The organism is Streptomyces sp. NPDC048001, from assembly GCF_043203115.1.
Classification (GTDB): domain Bacteria; phylum Actinomycetota; class Actinomycetes; order Streptomycetales; family Streptomycetaceae; genus Streptomyces; species Streptomyces sanyensis.
Genome location: NZ_JBIDBN010000001.1, coordinates 878,299 through 893,733 on the forward strand (window position 1 = coordinate 878,299; position 15,435 = coordinate 893,733).

General features: G+C 72.0%; 13 protein-coding genes. 9 read left to right on the top strand and 4 right to left on the bottom strand.

From position 1 onward, the window contains the following. The first annotated feature begins 76 nt into the window (after positions 1-76). The 5 genes from ACGF15_RS03790 (at position 77) to ACGF15_RS03810 (ending at position 6,806) form a co-directional block, all read left to right on the top strand. Positions 77-3,445 carry a hypothetical protein gene (locus tag ACGF15_RS03790; RefSeq protein WP_362609263.1) on the top strand — a complete coding sequence of 1,123 codons (3,369 nt, stop codon included), beginning with the start codon at positions 77-79 and terminating at the stop codon, positions 3,443-3,445. A gap of 62 nt (positions 3,446-3,507) precedes the next feature. Beyond that, positions 3,508-3,849, top strand: coding sequence for a hypothetical protein (locus ACGF15_RS03795; RefSeq protein ID WP_362609266.1), 342 nt, complete (start codon positions 3,508-3,510; stop codon positions 3,847-3,849). A 1,053-nt stretch (positions 3,850-4,902) separates the two neighbouring features. Further along, positions 4,903-5,571 carry a hypothetical protein gene (locus ACGF15_RS03800; RefSeq protein WP_362609269.1) on the top strand — a complete coding sequence of 223 codons (669 nt, stop codon included), beginning with the start codon at positions 4,903-4,905 and terminating at the stop codon, positions 5,569-5,571. Positions 5,572-5,788: 217 nt separating this feature from the next. Continuing rightward, positions 5,789-6,085, top strand: coding sequence for a hypothetical protein (locus ACGF15_RS03805; RefSeq protein WP_392796810.1), 297 nt, complete (start codon positions 5,789-5,791; stop codon positions 6,083-6,085). Positions 6,086-6,458: 373 nt separating this feature from the next. Beyond that, positions 6,459-6,806, top strand: coding sequence for a VOC family protein (locus ACGF15_RS03810; protein ID WP_345609315.1), 348 nt, complete (start codon positions 6,459-6,461; stop codon positions 6,804-6,806). Positions 6,807-6,951: 145 nt separating this feature from the next. Here ACGF15_RS03810 and ACGF15_RS03815 read toward each other — a convergent pair whose 3' ends face one another. Continuing rightward, positions 6,952-7,395, bottom strand: a complete 444-nt coding sequence (locus ACGF15_RS03815; protein WP_392796811.1) for an ATP-binding protein — start codon at positions 7,393-7,395, stop codon at positions 6,952-6,954. Positions 7,396-7,559: 164 nt separating this feature from the next. Between ACGF15_RS03815 and ACGF15_RS03820 the strand changes: the two genes are divergently transcribed. Beyond that, the gene (locus tag ACGF15_RS03820) at positions 7,560-8,483 is read left to right on the top strand and encodes a Scr1 family TA system antitoxin-like transcriptional regulator (RefSeq protein ID WP_392796812.1); all 924 of its coding nucleotides are present in this window, start codon (positions 7,560-7,562) and stop codon (positions 8,481-8,483) included. Beyond that, on the top strand, positions 8,480-8,728 hold the full coding sequence (locus ACGF15_RS03825; RefSeq protein WP_392796813.1) for a DUF397 domain-containing protein: 249 nt from the start codon (positions 8,480-8,482) through the stop codon (positions 8,726-8,728). The genes ACGF15_RS03820 and ACGF15_RS03825 overlap by 4 nt, the downstream gene beginning before the upstream one ends. A 45-nt stretch (positions 8,729-8,773) precedes the next feature. Here the strand turns inward: ACGF15_RS03825 and ACGF15_RS03830 are convergent, their stop codons facing one another. Continuing rightward, on the bottom strand, positions 8,774-9,298 hold the full coding sequence (locus ACGF15_RS03830) for a DUF1772 domain-containing protein (protein ID WP_392796814.1): 525 nt from the start codon (positions 9,296-9,298) through the stop codon (positions 8,774-8,776). Positions 9,299-9,402: 104 nt separating this feature from the next. Between ACGF15_RS03830 and ACGF15_RS03835 the strand changes: the two genes are divergently transcribed. After that, the gene (locus tag ACGF15_RS03835; RefSeq protein WP_392796815.1) at positions 9,403-10,050 is read left to right on the top strand and encodes a TetR/AcrR family transcriptional regulator; all 648 of its coding nucleotides are present in this window, start codon (positions 9,403-9,405) and stop codon (positions 10,048-10,050) included. A 180-nt stretch (positions 10,051-10,230) separates the two neighbouring features. Here the strand turns inward: ACGF15_RS03835 and ACGF15_RS03840 are convergent, their stop codons facing one another. Both ACGF15_RS03840 and ACGF15_RS03845 read right to left on the bottom strand, forming a co-directional pair. Next, complete coding sequence (locus ACGF15_RS03840) at positions 10,231-12,042, bottom strand: hypothetical protein (protein WP_392796816.1); 1,812 nt, start codon at positions 12,040-12,042, stop codon at positions 10,231-10,233. Further along, positions 12,039-13,100, bottom strand: coding sequence for an ATP-binding protein (locus ACGF15_RS03845; RefSeq protein ID WP_392796817.1), 1,062 nt, complete (start codon positions 13,098-13,100; stop codon positions 12,039-12,041). The genes ACGF15_RS03840 and ACGF15_RS03845 overlap by 4 nt, the downstream gene beginning before the upstream one ends. Before the next feature lie 497 nt (positions 13,101-13,597). Here ACGF15_RS03845 and ACGF15_RS03850 point away from each other — a divergent pair, with 497 nt between their 5' ends. Next, a complete protein-coding gene (locus ACGF15_RS03850) occupies positions 13,598-15,343 on the top strand; it encodes a fatty acyl-AMP ligase (protein ID WP_392796818.1) in 1,746 nt (581 codons plus the stop codon). Positions 15,344-15,435 lie beyond the last annotated feature (92 nt).

A 15,435-nucleotide genomic window follows, 5' to 3' on the forward strand; every position in this document is an offset into this window, starting at 1 on the left:
CCCAGGTCTGCGACAAGCTCGTCACGGCCCGCGGCGCTCTGGCATCGAGCTAGCCGTGTTCTGGGGAGCCTTCGCCGTGTCCGCCCAACCCTTCGCCGTCCTCCGCCGTTTCGCGGGCACACGCGCCCGGATCGCCACCCTCGCCGTACTGTTGTGCGCGGCGCTGGTGGCGGGGCTGGCCGTCTGGACGCCCTGGCAGCACGGGGCCGCTTCCTCCGCGGCCCCCAAGGCCTCCGGTCCGCTGACCGCCGACGAGGCCATGCGCGAGGCGCAGGCACAGGAGCGGGAGGTCGTCGTCGAAGCGGAGACCACACCGACCTCACGCACCTTCGCCCTGCCCGACGGAACCTGGCGCAGCGAGATCAACGCCGTCCCCGTGCGGACCGAACAACCCGACGGCACCTGGGCTCCCGTCGACGCGGGTCTGCGGCGGAGCAAGGACGGCACCCGGCTGCGCCCCGAGAACACACCCGGGCACGTGGAGTTCGCGGCATCCTCCACGGGCCGCACCGCCTCCTCCGCTTCCCCGGCCACGACACAGCGGGCCTCCCGGTCCCCCCACTCGGCGCGCACCGCGCTCCGGCGTCCCGCGGCAGGTGCACAGAACGCCGTACGCGCGGGTACGGACGACGCCGTACGAGCGGTACAGGAGCGCGGGTCGTTCCTGGCCTCGGCCACCTACGGGGAACACACGATCACCTACACCTGGCCGGGCGCCCTGCCCGACCCCGTCGTCGACGGCAACCGGGCGCTGTACCGCGAGGTCATGCCCGGCGTGGACCTGCTCCTGGTCGCCCGCGAGGAAGGCGGCTTCGGGCAGCTGCTCATCGTCAAGAACGAGCAGGCCGCCCGCCAGGACGCGCTGCGGACCGTGTCCTACCGGCTGAGCTCCGACACCGCCGCGTTCACGCTCGACGGCACCACCGGCGGTGTGACGATCACGAACGCGGCCGACGGCAAGCCGGTCGGGGTGATCCCGACACCGTTCGCCTGGGACTCCAACGGCCTGGAGAACCCCGAAGACCCCGCCGCGAAGCCGTACACCGACACCACCACCGCCAGGACCACGCTCGCGCTGACCGGTCTGACCGGGCCCGAACCGGGCTCCGTGACCGCCCAGCTGCCCGCCGCTCTGGACGGCGACGGGACCGGGCAGGCCACGCTCACCCTCGACGCGGGCGCGACCGGTCTGCTCACCGGCAAGCAGGTCGACGCCGGCACGGTCCGCTTCCCCGTCTTCATCGACCCCACCCTCGAACTCGGGGAGAAGGGCTGGACGATCGCGTACAAGCCCTACCCAAACTCCAACTACTACGACGGCACCAACTACAGCGGCGGCACCAGCGAAGCCCGCGTCGGCTACGAATCCCAGGACGGCGGTCTGGCCAGGTCGTTCTGGAGGATGAGCTTCCCCAGCGCCGCACACGGCTCGACCGTCCTCTCCGCGAACTGGAAGATCAAGAACACGCACGCGTGGTCCTGTTCCGAACCCCGGCAGATCGAGCTGTGGCTGACCGGAGGGATCTCGACCTCCACCACCTGGAAGAACCAGCCCTCCTGGGCACGCAAGCTGGATGCGAAGTCCTACGCCCACGGCAACGAGAAGTTCGGCTGCAGCGACGCATACGTCGGCTACAACGTCAAGTCCGGGGCGCAGGACGGGGCGACCAAGAACTGGAGCTCGATCACCCTGGGGCTGCGCGCCACCACCGAGACCTCCACCTACACCTGGCGCAAGTACAGCGCCTCCACCGCGCTGTTCACCATCACCTTCAACCGGAAGCCCGAACAGCCGGTCAACGGCGGCATCACGCCCGGCGAGTGCAAGACCGTCGTCGGTGAGGAGGTCATCGGCCTCACCGATGTCGTCCTCAAGGCCACCGCCACGGACTACGACAACAACCTCAAGGGCCTGCGGTTCCGCCTGTGGGAGACCGGCGTCAGCACGAAGATCCTCGACAAGGTCATCACCGGCACCGGCGGCAGCAGGACCCAGACCGCCTCCGTCACGGTTGCCTCGACCGAACTCGCCGACGCCAAGACCTACTCCTGGGACGTCCGCGCCGAGGACACCGAAGGCGCCTTCTCCACCTTCTGGCCTCCGGGCAACCAGCCGTGCCGCTTCACGGTCGACAACACCGCGCCCGCGGCGCCCACGATGACCTCCGAGGACTTCCCCCGAGCCAACGCGGCCGGCAGCAACTGGGCGGTCAACGCACCGCACGGCACCTCCGGCAGCGTCACCCTCGACTCCGGCGACTCCACCACCGGCTACGTCATCGGCTTCAACAGCGGGAACTTCACCTACATCTACCTCGACGACCCGGCCACCGGTCAGACCTTCCGCATCGACCGGGACGCTGAGACGGGGCACCTCATCGAGTCGGTCACCCGGGCTTCCAAGGGCCAGCCCGTCACCATCACCCTCAAGGCGCCCATGGCCGGACCGATGTATCTGAAGGGTTATGCCCGGGACGCGGTCGGCAATTTCTCGCTGGCCTCGGAAATCAAGACCTACGTTCCTTCCGGCCGCGCCGCCGACGCTCCCGGCGACGTCACCGGCGACACCTATCCCGATCTGGTCGGCCTGTGGAGCACCGGCAGCCTCTGGACCTACCCGGGCGAGGACGGCGGCGAACTCTTCACCAACATGGCCGCCTCGTACAACGGGAAGGGCGAGCAGAGCCCGTCCGGCCACTTCTACGACGCCGACTCCACCGCCACCAGCAAGAAGCACGCCCTGATCTCCAAGTGGGACGACTTCTACCCCGGTGACGGTCTCACCGACCTCCTCGCCCGCACCCCTGACGGCAGGCTCTGGATCTACCAGGGCGACGGCTACGGCGGCGTCAACGTCGACGAACGTGTCCGCGTGCTCGTGCCGGACAACGCTCCCGACCCCGCCACCTGGGGCGAGATGCGCACCAGCGGCGATGTCACCGGTGACGGCGAACCCGACCTGATGATCGTCACCGACGGCGGACAGCTGTGGTTCCTCGGCGGCTACACCGCCGCCGCCTTCACCGACGCCATCCGGCTCACCAGCGACTCCGGCTGGTCCACCCGGGACGTGCTCGCCGTCGCCGACTTCGACCTCGACAAGACCCCAGACCTGCTCTGGCGCAACCTGAGCAGTGGCAAGATCTACCTGCGCCACGGCAAGCCCGGAGCGGCCGGGGAAGGCTCCGTCGACCCCGTCTCCCTCGCCCTCGGCGCCAACTCCCGCGACGGCGCCGACGCCGAGTTCGGCACTGGCTGGACCGAAGCCGCCATCAACCACATCGTGGTCATCCCCGACACCAGCGGTGACGGCATCCCCGACATATGGGCACGCGAGACGGCCACCGGCAAGATCCGGCTGTACCACCCCAGCAAGACCAACACCAATGCCTACGTCAAGATCGTCTGGAACGGCGACATGAACGCGTTCCTCACCTTCACCTGAGCCCGCGCGGCCCGTCCCGCGGCCTGCTCCGTCAGGCCGCGGGACGCGATCAAGGACCCCTCATGCACCAGCTGACGCTCGCCATCCGCACCCACCCGAAATCCGTCGGCGGCATCGCCGCGGCTCTGCTCCTCGCCGCCGCCCTCGCCGTCTACTTCCTCAACACCGGTTCCATCCGCCCCGACGCGGGCAAATGCCGCGAGGAGTCGACGGCACAGGTCGAAGCCGCCATCGCCGACGGCACCGAACTCAGCACCAGCCTCCCCCCGCACTGCCAGGGCCTCCCCGTCAGGGAACGCGACGCGACCTTCGCGGAGAGCGCCGACGACGCCATCGCGGACGAGATGGACAGGGCCCGCGAGGACATCGAGCGACTCGCCGGCGATACGGGCTACGAGAAGTAGAAGCGGGGTTGGCTGCCCTCGGACCGGCACAGCGGCGGCGGGCGCCCGAGGGGGTGACCATCAGGCCGTTGGCGAACGGGGACTGATCACCCATGGCGATCCGGCGCGCATCGGACCGGACCCGGGCGGCATGCTCTCGTGTCGCCTCTTCGATCCGGATCGCCTCGTCGGAGATCACCCCCGACCGGCGCCGGGTGCGCCGCACCGTCCCCGGCACCCGTCCGCGTCCAGCCGCACTTCCAGTACCTCGGGAAGGCAGACGCTCGTCCTCTTCATGAACATGGGGTGCCGCCTGCCGGACGGCCACGCTCAGCCCACTGACGGGGCCGCTCCTTCGGCCAGGCCGGGGCTCGGGCCCGTACCGTCCACGCGGTACCGGGCCGTCCGCCGGTCTGCCGGTACTCGGCGGCCGCGTCACTGGTCGCGGTGGTGCACCACGGTGGCGGCCACGGGGACCGACACCGCTCATTCCTCTCACAGACCAGGACTTGACGGCTGGTGCTGTGCAGGAGCCTACGGACGCTCCGACCCGTTGCACACGCGGGCGCACGATGGGGTCCGCTCAACGTCCCGCGGTGCAGTCGACGGGCGTGGGCCCAGGGAAGGCAGGGCCTTGTGCAAGGCAGGCTACTGCTCGTTCGAGCGGGCTGACGGGACGTCGACCCGGTGTCCCGGAGGGGTGCACTGCGGGCGGGCAGGAAGGCGCGGAACCGGGCTCGTGGCGCGCATTCCTCCTCATCCACACGTGACCCTCTGAGGGGAACTTGAGGTTCACTACGATCAGGAATCGGCCATTCCGAATGGATGATGTGTCGTATTTGCCGACCGAAACAAGGCGCAGAAGGGAGAAACGGCATCACATCCACTTCTGTGCGCACAGTTGGAATCAGACAGGGCCCCAATTCTCCTGTCGCTCCCCCACGTCGGATGACTAGCGTCCACCACGCCTCCAGGAACTTCTGGAGGCGCGGGCACTACCCGGACGCACACGGTTTCCAGGCCATGAGGTGCGTTGGGCGGGGTGCCCGCACCGACCAGCAGAAGGACATGCTAGTGAAGTCCAGCCTCGCCCGCATCAGTGCGGCCGCCATCCTTGCCGCGCTCGCCGTCGGCACGGTCGCGCCGCACGCTGCCGCGTCCGCCGTCAGCGACGATCCGCCCCTTGACGAGGCTCTCGTCGGTGTCGAGATGGACGAGAACGAGCTCGACGACAACCTGCCCGTCCTCGGTGAGCCCGAGGACGCGATCGTGCCTGACGGGGAGCCATCGGAGAAGGAGCCCGATGCATCCACCCAGGGGCTCCAGTGCAAGCCCGGCTGGTTCTTCAAGATCACTCAGAACCGGACGAACACCATGGACGTCAAGTACCACACCTTCGTACAGAACAAGACGTCCCGCACCATCGACTTCAAGTTCACCTCGAAGAAGTCCGGAACGACCGAAGTCGGGGGTTCGGTGAGCCTCAGCGGAGAGATGAAGGTGGCGGTTCTCGGCGCGATCAAGGCCGAGATCAACGTCAGCGCCAAGAAGAGCTGGACCTCTGAGATTGGCATCGAGACCGCAGGCAAGGTGCCGGCGAAGAGCACGGCCTACGGTGACTACGGAATCTTGAAGGAAAACGTCTACGGATACAAGTACCACCGCGGCAGCGCCTGCCAGAAGTCGAACAAGCAGTACATGACCGTCTGGGCCCCGTACCGGGAGGGCTGGAGGGTCAGCTGACCACCGCGCCCGGCCCCTGCACGGGGCCGGGCACCCCGTCCACATATCCCCAGGAGACACCTTGCGCCGTCACCTCCTCGTCGCTTCCGCCGCCACGGCCCTTCTCGTCGGGGGCTGCACCGGTGGTGCCGAAGAGAGCCCCCCTCCCCACCCCGGTTCCACGACCTCCTCAGCCCCTCCCTCGCCCGAACCCACCGCGACGCCTCCCTCCCTGGACGTGCCCGACGACGCGCGGGTCCTGGTACCCGAGACGGCGGACGGCGAGGACCGGCACCTGCCCGACTTCACCCCCGACCAGGACGTCTACACCATCTACGCCTCCTGCACCGGCAGGGGCGAGGTGGCGATCGCGGACCAGGACGACGAGGGCAGCCCTCATCCCGTCGCCTGCGACGGCGTCCGCACCGTGGGCACCGTCCACACGGAGAGGACACCGCAGCGCCTGATGGTGCAGGTGTCCGGGGGTGCTGCGCAGTGGAGGGTCGCGATCGTGTCCGGAGACCAGCAGCCGTGAGCGGCCGACCGTGGGTGCGGCCACCGGCTGCTCGAAGGCCGCGCCATGCGCCCCTGCCACCTGCTTGCCCGGATGATGATCAACAGGAAACAGCCTCAGACTCGTCCCGGATCAGCGGGAGTTCGGCGGGACGCGCTCTATCGGCTGGCAGGTCGTTCCCCCTTGAGGGGGCCTGGGGGAAGGATGCCTGAGATCCGCGAGGGGAGCCGATTTCGCCGTCATCCCGGGTTCCCGACGCTGTTTCGGTCTGGCCGGTCCGGTCGAATCATCATCATGCGGCGAGGGCGTGTATCGACGGTGCGTGTGCCGGCCGGTGTGGCGTAGTACTTCTGGGGAGCCTCAACGCCGGTCTGTTGTCACCTTGGAGCTGTCGATGGCCGTTCGCCGTGTCGTACCCAATGTCCAGTCGGAGGCTGCGCAGGAGAGCCGGGAGTTCTACGGCCTGCTCGGATTCGAGGAGGTCATGAACCACGGCTGGATCAGGACGCTCGCGTCCCCGTCCAGCCCGACGGCGCAGATCAGCCTCATGGCCGGTGACAAGACCGCGCCCGTCGTTCCCGACATGAGCGTCGAAGTGGACGACGTGGACGCGGCCTACGCGGCCGTGCGGGAGAGCGGCGCGGAGATCGTCCACCCCCTGCAGGACGAGGAGTGGGGGGTGCGGCGGTTCTTCGTCCGTGATCCCAACGGCCGGGTGGTCAACGTGCTGGGCCACCGCTGACGGTCCGCCGGCCGGCTCGCGGGGAGCCGGACTCCTCCGCGACCCGCGTACCGGGCGCGGCAGGTACGCGATGCCCCGTGTGTGCGGCGCCGAGCGGGGCGGGCGGGGTCCGCCCGGCCCCACGGGGGTGCACGTCAAACCCCCTTCACTCCAGGTCGAGTTCGGCCCGGACGGTCTTGCCGACCGGGACCCGGTCGCGGACCTCCCAGCGGTCGGCCAGGGTGTCGACGAGGAGCAGGCCGCGCCCGCCGGGGGAGGCGGGCTCGGGTGCGGGGAGGCTGCCGGGCGCGGGCGGGCGGCGTTCGCCGCGGGTGTCGGAGACCTCGATGCGCAACCGGTCCGGTGTGAGGGTGAGCCGCAGTTCGATGTCGCGTCCGGGGACGCGCCCGTGGGTGGCCGCGTTGGCGGCCAGCTCGGCGACGATGACGGCCGCGGTGGCGGAGGTCCCGGAGCCGTGGGGGATGCCCCAGGCGTCGAGTTGGTGGAGCGCCAGGCGGCGGGCGAGGCGGGCGCCGAGCGGGGTGGAGCTGAAGCGCTGGGTGAACACGCGGACGGTGCCCTGCTGCTGGGGGGCCAGGGGTGAGTGCATGGGGCCGAGCCTGGCCCCGCCGGGCGCCGTACCCCAGATCACCGACCCGTACGCTAGGTGTGCGTACGGGTACGCAGGGTGGACGGTAGGGGTGTCCGGCCGTGACGATGGCCGGGGTGCGGGCGTTGCCCAACCCAGGGACCGTGCACGGGAGGTGGACGCGCATGACGGGGTCGGCGGGCAGCGGCGGCGAGACCAGGGCGGCGGGCGGTGGCGAGGCCGGGACGGGCGGCGCCGGGGCGGACAGCGGCCAGACCAGAGCGGGCGCGGGGGGCGGCGGGGAGCCGGAGGTTTCGGACAGCCTCAGGGCGTTCGGGGCCGTGGTCAAGGCGTTCCGGAGGCGGGCGCGCCTGACGCAGGAGGAGTTCGCGCCCCTGGTGCGGTACTCGCTGCCGACCGTCGCCTCCATCGAGCAGGGGCGGCGCTTCCCTCCGGACGCCTTCGTGGACCGGGCGGAGGAGGTGCTGGACGCCTTCGGGGCGCTCACGGGGGCGGCGCGGCACCTGTCCCGGCAGCCGGGGCTGGCGAGCTGGTTCCGGCAGTGGGCGGCGCTGGAGGCGAGGGCGCTGAGCCTGTCCACCTACGAGTGCCGCCTGGTGCCGGGCCTGCTCCAGACGGAGGCGTACGCCCTGCGGCTGTTCATGGACCAACTGCCGCCGCTCGGGGACGCGCAGATCGAGGCGCAGCTGGCCCAGCGAATTGGGAGGCAGCGGCTGCTGACGGAGCGTCCGAACACGGCCTACAGCTTCATCGTGGAGGAGCATGTGCTGCGGCGGGGGCTGGGCGGCCCGGAGGTCACCCGGGGGCAGCTGGACCGGGTGATCGAGCTGGCGCAGCTGCGGAACGTGGAGGTCCAGGTGATGCCGCTGGTGCGGGAGAGCCATGCGGGGCTGCACGGTCCGCTGCGGCTGCTGGAGACCCCGGAGCACCAGTGGCTGGGATACGGCGAGGGCCAGGAGAGCGGGCAGCTGATCGCCGACGCGGCGGTGGTCAGCATGCTCCAGATGCGGTATGCCAGGATGCGGTCACAGGCTCTCCCGTTGACGGAATCCCTGGGCCTGTTGCGGCGGATACGAGGAGCGACATGAGCGGCAGCGGTGCACTGGCCTGGTTCAAGAGCAGCTACAGCGGCGGGTCCGGCGACTCCTGCGTCGAGGTCGCCCTGTCCTGGCGCACCTCGACTTACAGCAGCGGGTCCGGCGACGACTGCGTGGAGGTCGCGGCGTGCCCCGACGCCGTCCACGTCCGCGACTCCAAGGTGCCCGACGGCCCCCGCTTCGCCGTCGGCCCCGGCGCCTGGGCCGCCTTCGTCGGCCACGCCCACCGGGCCTGAGCGGCACCCCGGGCCCGGCGGGCTTCTCGGCACCAGGGGCGGCGGTCACCCGCGCCGGGGGCGCCCGGTGCGGGTGACGGCGGACCCGGCGAGGAGGGCGAAGGCCGTCAGGGAGGCGACGGTCCGCAGGGTGTTCCACCGGTTCCACTGGGACTCGTAGTCGGCGCGGATGCCGGAGAGGTCCTGGTGCGCCGCGAGGGAGACGCCCGCGAGTTCCTCGTTGAGCGGCACGTTGAGGGCGAACGTGACCCCGAAGCCTCCGAGCAGGTAGGTGGCCAGCGCCGCGGCGATCAGCCAGAACGTGGCCGACCTCCACCCGGCGGCGCGCCAGGCGAACGCGAGGGCGACGGCGGTCAGCACGATCGCCCCGAAGAACGACATCGCGAAGGGCGCGTTGCGTATCACGCTGTTGATCGCCTGCATGGCGGTGACGTACGTGGCGTCGTCCACCTCGGCCAGGCCGGTGGTGACGGAGACCTCGTAGGCGTAGAAGAACCCCGCTATCGCGCCCATGGCGAGCAGCGCGGCGATCAGGAAGACACGGAACACGGTCGGGATGGTGCTGGCCATGACGCCTCCAAAAGCGTACCTGCTGGTACGGTTAATGAAACGAACCAGCAGGTACGATTGTCAAGCCCGCCGGCCCGTCGGGCCCGGTTCGTGCGAGGAGGATCGTGACACCGCGTCAAGGTGACAGCCGCAGGGGACGTCCGCGGCAGGGAGAGTCGGACGCGCGGCGGGCGGCCGTGCTGGAAGCCGCCTTCGCGGAGCTGGTGCAGCACGGCTACGCGGGGACGACCATGCTCGGCATCGCCCGCCGCGCGGGTGCGTCCAAGGAGACGCTCTACCACTGGTTCGGCAACAAGCGCGGCCTGTTCGCCGCCATGATCCGCCGCCAGTCGGAACTGGCCAACGCACAGATGGCCGCCGCACTCGAACGCCGCTCCGACCCCCGGGAGACGTTGACCGGCTTCGCCGTCAGCCTGCTGCAGCTGCTCCTCGGCACCTACTCGATCACCCTGAACCGTGCCGCGATCGCCGCTCCCGAGCTGGCCGACGTCCTGCTCGCGGAAGGCCGCCACACCACCGGCCCCCTGGTCGCCGACTACCTGGCCCGGCTGGCCGAGGACGGCGAGCTGGCCATCGGCGAGCCCGAGGACGCCTTCCGTCTGCTCTACGGCCTGGTCGTGTCCGACAGCCAGATCCGCGTGCTCCTCGGCGAACCGCCACCGACCGACATCCAGGACCGCGCCCGCCGTGCCGTGGACCGCTTCCTGACCCTGACCGCACACGGATCGGGCGGCGCCCCGGACGGGGACTGAGCCCGGCTCCGTGAGGGGACGCCGGGGCATGCCGGTGCGTCGGGGTGATCGGCGGGCATGGCCGGGACGTTCCGCGAGCCCATGTGTGTGCCGCGGGAGCGGAACCACGCCCAGGTCGGGCCGGGCCAAGTCCGGGCGGGGCGGGCCGAGCCGGGCCAGGCCGGGCCAGGTCAGCCCGGGTCAGGTCAGGCGGAAGACCGGGCCCTTCGGGGTGAACGGCAGCGAGGCGCCCAGCGGCACGAGGTAGGCGTGCTCGCGGCGCACCCGCAGCACGTCGCACCAGCCGTCGGTGATGACCAGCACCGGCGCGTCCGGCGGGAAGTCCCGGGCGCGGTGGAGCAGGTCGATCCCCGGCTGGAGCACGGTGCCGCCGCGCCCGCGCACCCGGACCCGGCCCGCGATCTCGCTCGGCGGGAGGTACCCGGCGTCGTAGGCGGCCGCGTCGCAGAACACCACCCGGGCCGCCGGGACGTCGCGGGCCTCGGCGTAGGAGGCGATCGCGCCGAGGGCCCTGCCCAGCAGGGGCGTGCCCATGGAGCCGGAGGTGTCGAGGACCACGCCGAAGGTGCAGCGCGGCACCTCCTCCTCGGGGAAGTACCGCCCGGCGCGCGGGATGCCGGGCGTGGAGGCCTGGCGCCGGGAGGGGCGGGCGTAGGAGCGCACGGGCTCCGGGCGCGGGACGTAGGCGTCGAACCAGCGCGCCAGGCGGGCGTCCCACGGCACGGGCGGGTGGGCGAGGGTGCGGATCTCCTGCACCAGCCCGGCGGGCAGCAGCCCCCGCTCCCCCGCGCAGTGCAGCTCGAAGCCCTGGGTCAGGCCGCGGCGGTAGAACTCGTCCAGGTCCGTGTACGGCTTCGCGCCGGGGTGCGGGAGGGCGTCCCCGAGGATGTCGCCCGCGTGCCGGCCGCGCAGGGTGGCGAGGCGCCGGTGGCGGCGCAGGTCGGTGGCGATCCGGTCGTGGACCTCCTCCACCGACAGGCCCGCCAGCGCGGGGTCGTGGAGCAGCCCTTCGGGCATGTCGCCGACGCGCATCTCCACCAGCCAGCCGTTGACGACGTAGTCGGCGGCGACGTTGAACAGGAACGGGTCGCGCGGGCCGCGGCGCTCGCCGTGGCGCAGGGCGGCGTGCAGCATCTCGTGGGCGAGGACGAAGCGCCACTCCCCGTCGGTGAGGGTGCGCAGCGGGTTGACGTAGATCTCGCCCGCCACGGCGCTGACGGCGGCGATCGCGATGCCCTGGGCGCGGGCGAGTTCGGCGTCGGCGACGACCGTGAGCCCGGCGGCGAGGCCGCCCAGCAGCGGGTAGGAGGAGACGAACCAGTTGAGGGCGCGGTCCCAGGGACGCTGGGGCAGGCGCTCGCCCGTCCTGCGGTCCCGCCGCCCGCCCGCGTCGTCCATCGAGGCCGAGACGCTGCGGGTGAGGGCGTGGGCGAAGGCGGTCTCCCAGTCGGGCGGGGTGCTGCCCTCCCATGACGGCCAGGTGACGAGGAGCTGGTCGGGGTGCTCCCCGGCGGTTCCGCAGTGCTCGTAGGCGGCCGGGATGCCGTCGCGGCGCCAGCGGGCGGCGAGTTCGGCCTCGTCGCCGCCGGGGTAGCTCCCGGGCAGGTGGTCGGGGGCGCGGCCGACGGGGAAGGTGAGCAGGAAGCGGTTGACCACGGCGCAGCGCGCGGCGCGTGCGAAGCGGTCGGGCTGGGTGCGCACGCGCTCCGTGGAGGCGGGGACGTGGCCGAAGCCGAGGTGGAGCAGGCAGTGGGCGAGGCTCCAGGCCCACTGGGCGGGCTCGGCCCGCTTGGTGGGGTGTACGTGGACGACTCCGCCGGAGTCGACGGCCGCGAGCCCGCCCGCGGGGGTGCGGGCGCACTTCTTCCGACGGCAGACCTCCGCCTCCACGGCGGCGAGGGCCGGGTTGCGCTTGACCAGGGCGAGCCCGGCGGCGAAGGCCTCGGCGGCCGGGTCCGGGCGGTCGCGCCTGCCGCCGTGGCCGCCGCTCACCGGCGGGCCTCCACCAGGCGGGGCATGTCGCGGGCGGCCTCGACGAGGAACCAGGAGGGCAGCACGGGCAGGCCGTCCGCGTCGTCGGCGATCACGGTCTGGGCGACCTCGACGGAGATCTCGGCGAGCTGGACGAGCAGCGCCTTGGCCCGGTGCGCGGTCTGGCGCAGCGCCGGGGAGACGTGCTCCTTCTGCCGGGGCAGCTCCTTGACGAGCCGTCCGCGGAAGGCGTCGGCCAGGTAGTAGAGCAGGTCGCGGTCCTGGAGCCGGGTGGGCCAGGAGGCGTCGCCCTTGAGGATCGCCTCGATGCCGAAGGTGTGGCGGACGATCTTGGCGTAGCCGCAGAAGGAGACGGCGTGGGCGGGTGTGAGCGTGCCGTGGACGACCACCCGCAGGGTGTCCTCGTCGATGCCGGACCCGAAGGAGTGCAGGGCGTCGGAGAGCATGTGCCAGGAGCGGGGCGTGGAGAAGGGCTCCTCGGTCTTGGGCGGCTGGGACCACAGGTGGTCGGGGCGGTCGGTGAGGTAGTCGGTCACCCAGGGGTGGATGCCGTGGGCGCCTGCCCAGACGAGCCAGTCGGCGGCGGAGGCCCGCAGGTGGACGTGGGTGAGCCGGTTGACGAGCGCCGAGGCGATGGGGCGGGCCAGGGCGTTGTCGGTGGCCCGGTTGCCGGCGCCGATGACGATGGAGCCCTCGGGCAGCTCGTAGGAGCCGATCCGGCGGTCCAGGATCAGGGAGTAGAACGCCTTCTGGACATCGGGCGAGGCGGCGTTGAGCTCGTCGAGGAAGAGGCAGTACGGCTCGGAGCGGGCGATGGCCTCGGGCGGGCAGAACACCGAGCGGCCGTCGCGGATCTGGGGGACGCCGATCAGGTCCTCCGGGGCGAGCTGGGTGCCGAGCAGGCTCACGCACTCCAGCCCGAGCGAGTCGGCGAAGCCGCGCACCAGGGAGGACTTGCCGATGCCCGGTGCTCCCCACAGGAAGACGGGCCGCACGGTGGCGAGCCCGAGCAGCAGTTCGGGGACCTGGGCGGGGGTGACGGTCACGGCAGCCTGCACGGGCGGGAGTTCCTCTGTTCGACCAACGGCGGTCCGCCCAGTGTGAGAAGCGCGGGCGCCGGGCGCAGCCGATTTTCCTGCGGCGGGCGGATGCGGGCGGCGGGATGCGGCGGTGGGGGCGGGCCGTGGTTGTCGCGCTCGTCCGCGAGTGCGCCCTCTACCCGGTAGATGGCGGAACTCCGTGCTTTTTACACCCGGTTCACCTGAACGGGGGATGGAACTTGATATCGTCCCCATGACCGATGGCAGCCGAAACGGGGTGAATTCGACGCTGCCCGGTCTGAGGACATCGCTATCGTTCCACTCGCTGGTAACGAGCTGAACGGGGGGACGGGGGAAGCGGCCGCGGTGCCGGGCCCCCGGGCGGACGGCACGTGCTGCCGGTCCGGCAAGGGGGCCGGAGCGGTCACGGCCGCCACGGGGTGCGCCCGCGCACGCTCGCGCGCCCTCGCGCGTCGGCTCCGCGCCTACTGAACCGAACAGGTGAGACACGTCTTATGGCACGTTCCCTGGTCGACCTGCTGACCGAGCACGCCGATCGACAGCCGGACCGCACCGCGTACCGCTTCCTCGTCACGGGCGAGAGCGACGGCGAGGTCCGGGAGCTCTCCTACCGCGCCCTCGCCGCACGCTCCCGGGCGATCGCCGCCTGGCTCCAGGACCGGGGGCTCGCCGGGTCACGGGCCATGCTGCTGTACCCGCCGGGCCTGGAGTTCGTCTGCGGCTTCCTCGGCTGCCTGGCGGCCGGGGTCACCGCCGTCCCGGGCGTGCCCCCGCAGGGCCGCTCCGACAACCGCCGTGCCCTGAACCGGATGAGACGGCTGATCGACGACGCGGACGCCGGCGTCGTCCTCGGCGGCCGGGAGACGATCGCGGCACTGGACGGCATGGCCGCCCACCTGCCCGACCTGGCGGACGTCCCCCGCGTGGCCACCGAGGACATCCCCGACGAGGCGGCGGCCTCCTGGCGCGAGCCGGGCGTCGGCGAGGGGGACCTGGCCTTCCTCCAGTACACCTCCGGGTCCACCTCCGCACCGCGCGGGGTGATGGTCACCCACGGCAACCTGATGGACAACGAGCGGGTGCTGACCCGGCAGATGGGCCACACCCCGGAGATCCTGGCCGAGCACGCCAACGAGCTGTTCGTCAGCTGGCTGCCCGTCTACCACGACATGGGGCTCATCGCCCCGGTGCTGAACACCTTCTACCTCGGGGCGACGAGCACCCTGTTCTCCCCCCTGCACTTCCTCCAGCGGCCGGACCGCTGGCTCACCGCGGTCAGCCGCTACCGCCCCTACAGCAGCGGCGGCCCCAACTTCGCCTACGAGCTGGCGCTGAAGCACGCGACCCCCGCGTTCGTCGACGGACTGGACCTGAGCGCCTGGAAGCTGGCCTTCAACGGCGCCGAGCCGGTGCGCCCGGCCACCCTGCGCAGGTTCGCCGACACCTTCGGCCCGGCCGGGTTCCGCCGGGATGCGCTCTACCCCTGCTACGGGCTGGCCGAGGCCACCCTGATGGTCAGCGGCGGCCCGGTCGACGCACCGCCGGTGCTGCTCGACGCGGCGGAGGCCGGGCGCCCGCGCCTCGACCCGGCCGATGCGGCGGCCGTCGGCTGCGGGCGGCCCGGGGAGGGCATCACCGTCGCCGTCGCGGACCCTGAGCGGAAGGTGGAGCTGGCGGACGGCGAGACCGGCGAGATCTGGGTCGCGGGGGCGAGCGTGGCCAAGGGCTACTGGCGCAACGCCGTGGCCACCCGCGAGACCTTCCGGGCCGCCTTCGCCCCCGGCCCGGACGGCACCCGCCGCGAGGGGCGCTTCCTGCGCACCGGGGACCTGGGGTTCCTGCGCGGCGGGGAACTGTTCGTGACCGGGCGGCTGAAGGACCTGATGGTGCTCGACGGCCGCAACCACTACCCGCAGGACCTGGAGCTGGCCGCGGAGTCCGCCCACCCCGCGCTGAGGCCCGGCTGCACGGCGGCGTTCTCCGTCGACGGCGGGGCGGAGGGCGAGCGGCCGGTGCTCGTCGCGGAGACCGAGGCCGACATGGCGGGCGAGGCCGAGAAGATCACGGACGCCGTCCGGGCGGCGGTCGGCGACGCCTGCGGGCTGCCGGTGCACGACGTGGTGCTGGTGCGGCCCGGCACGATCCCGAAGACCTCCAGCGGGAAGATCCAGCGCCGCGCGACGCGCACGGCCTACCTCGGCGGGACGCTCGCGGTGCTGGAGGCACCCGTCATGAGCTGACGCCCGGGCACCGGGCGCCCCGGGCCCACCCGCCCGGCGGGGCCCGGTGCGCCGCACCCGCCACCGCCGCCGGGCGGGGCCGCCCGCCGTGC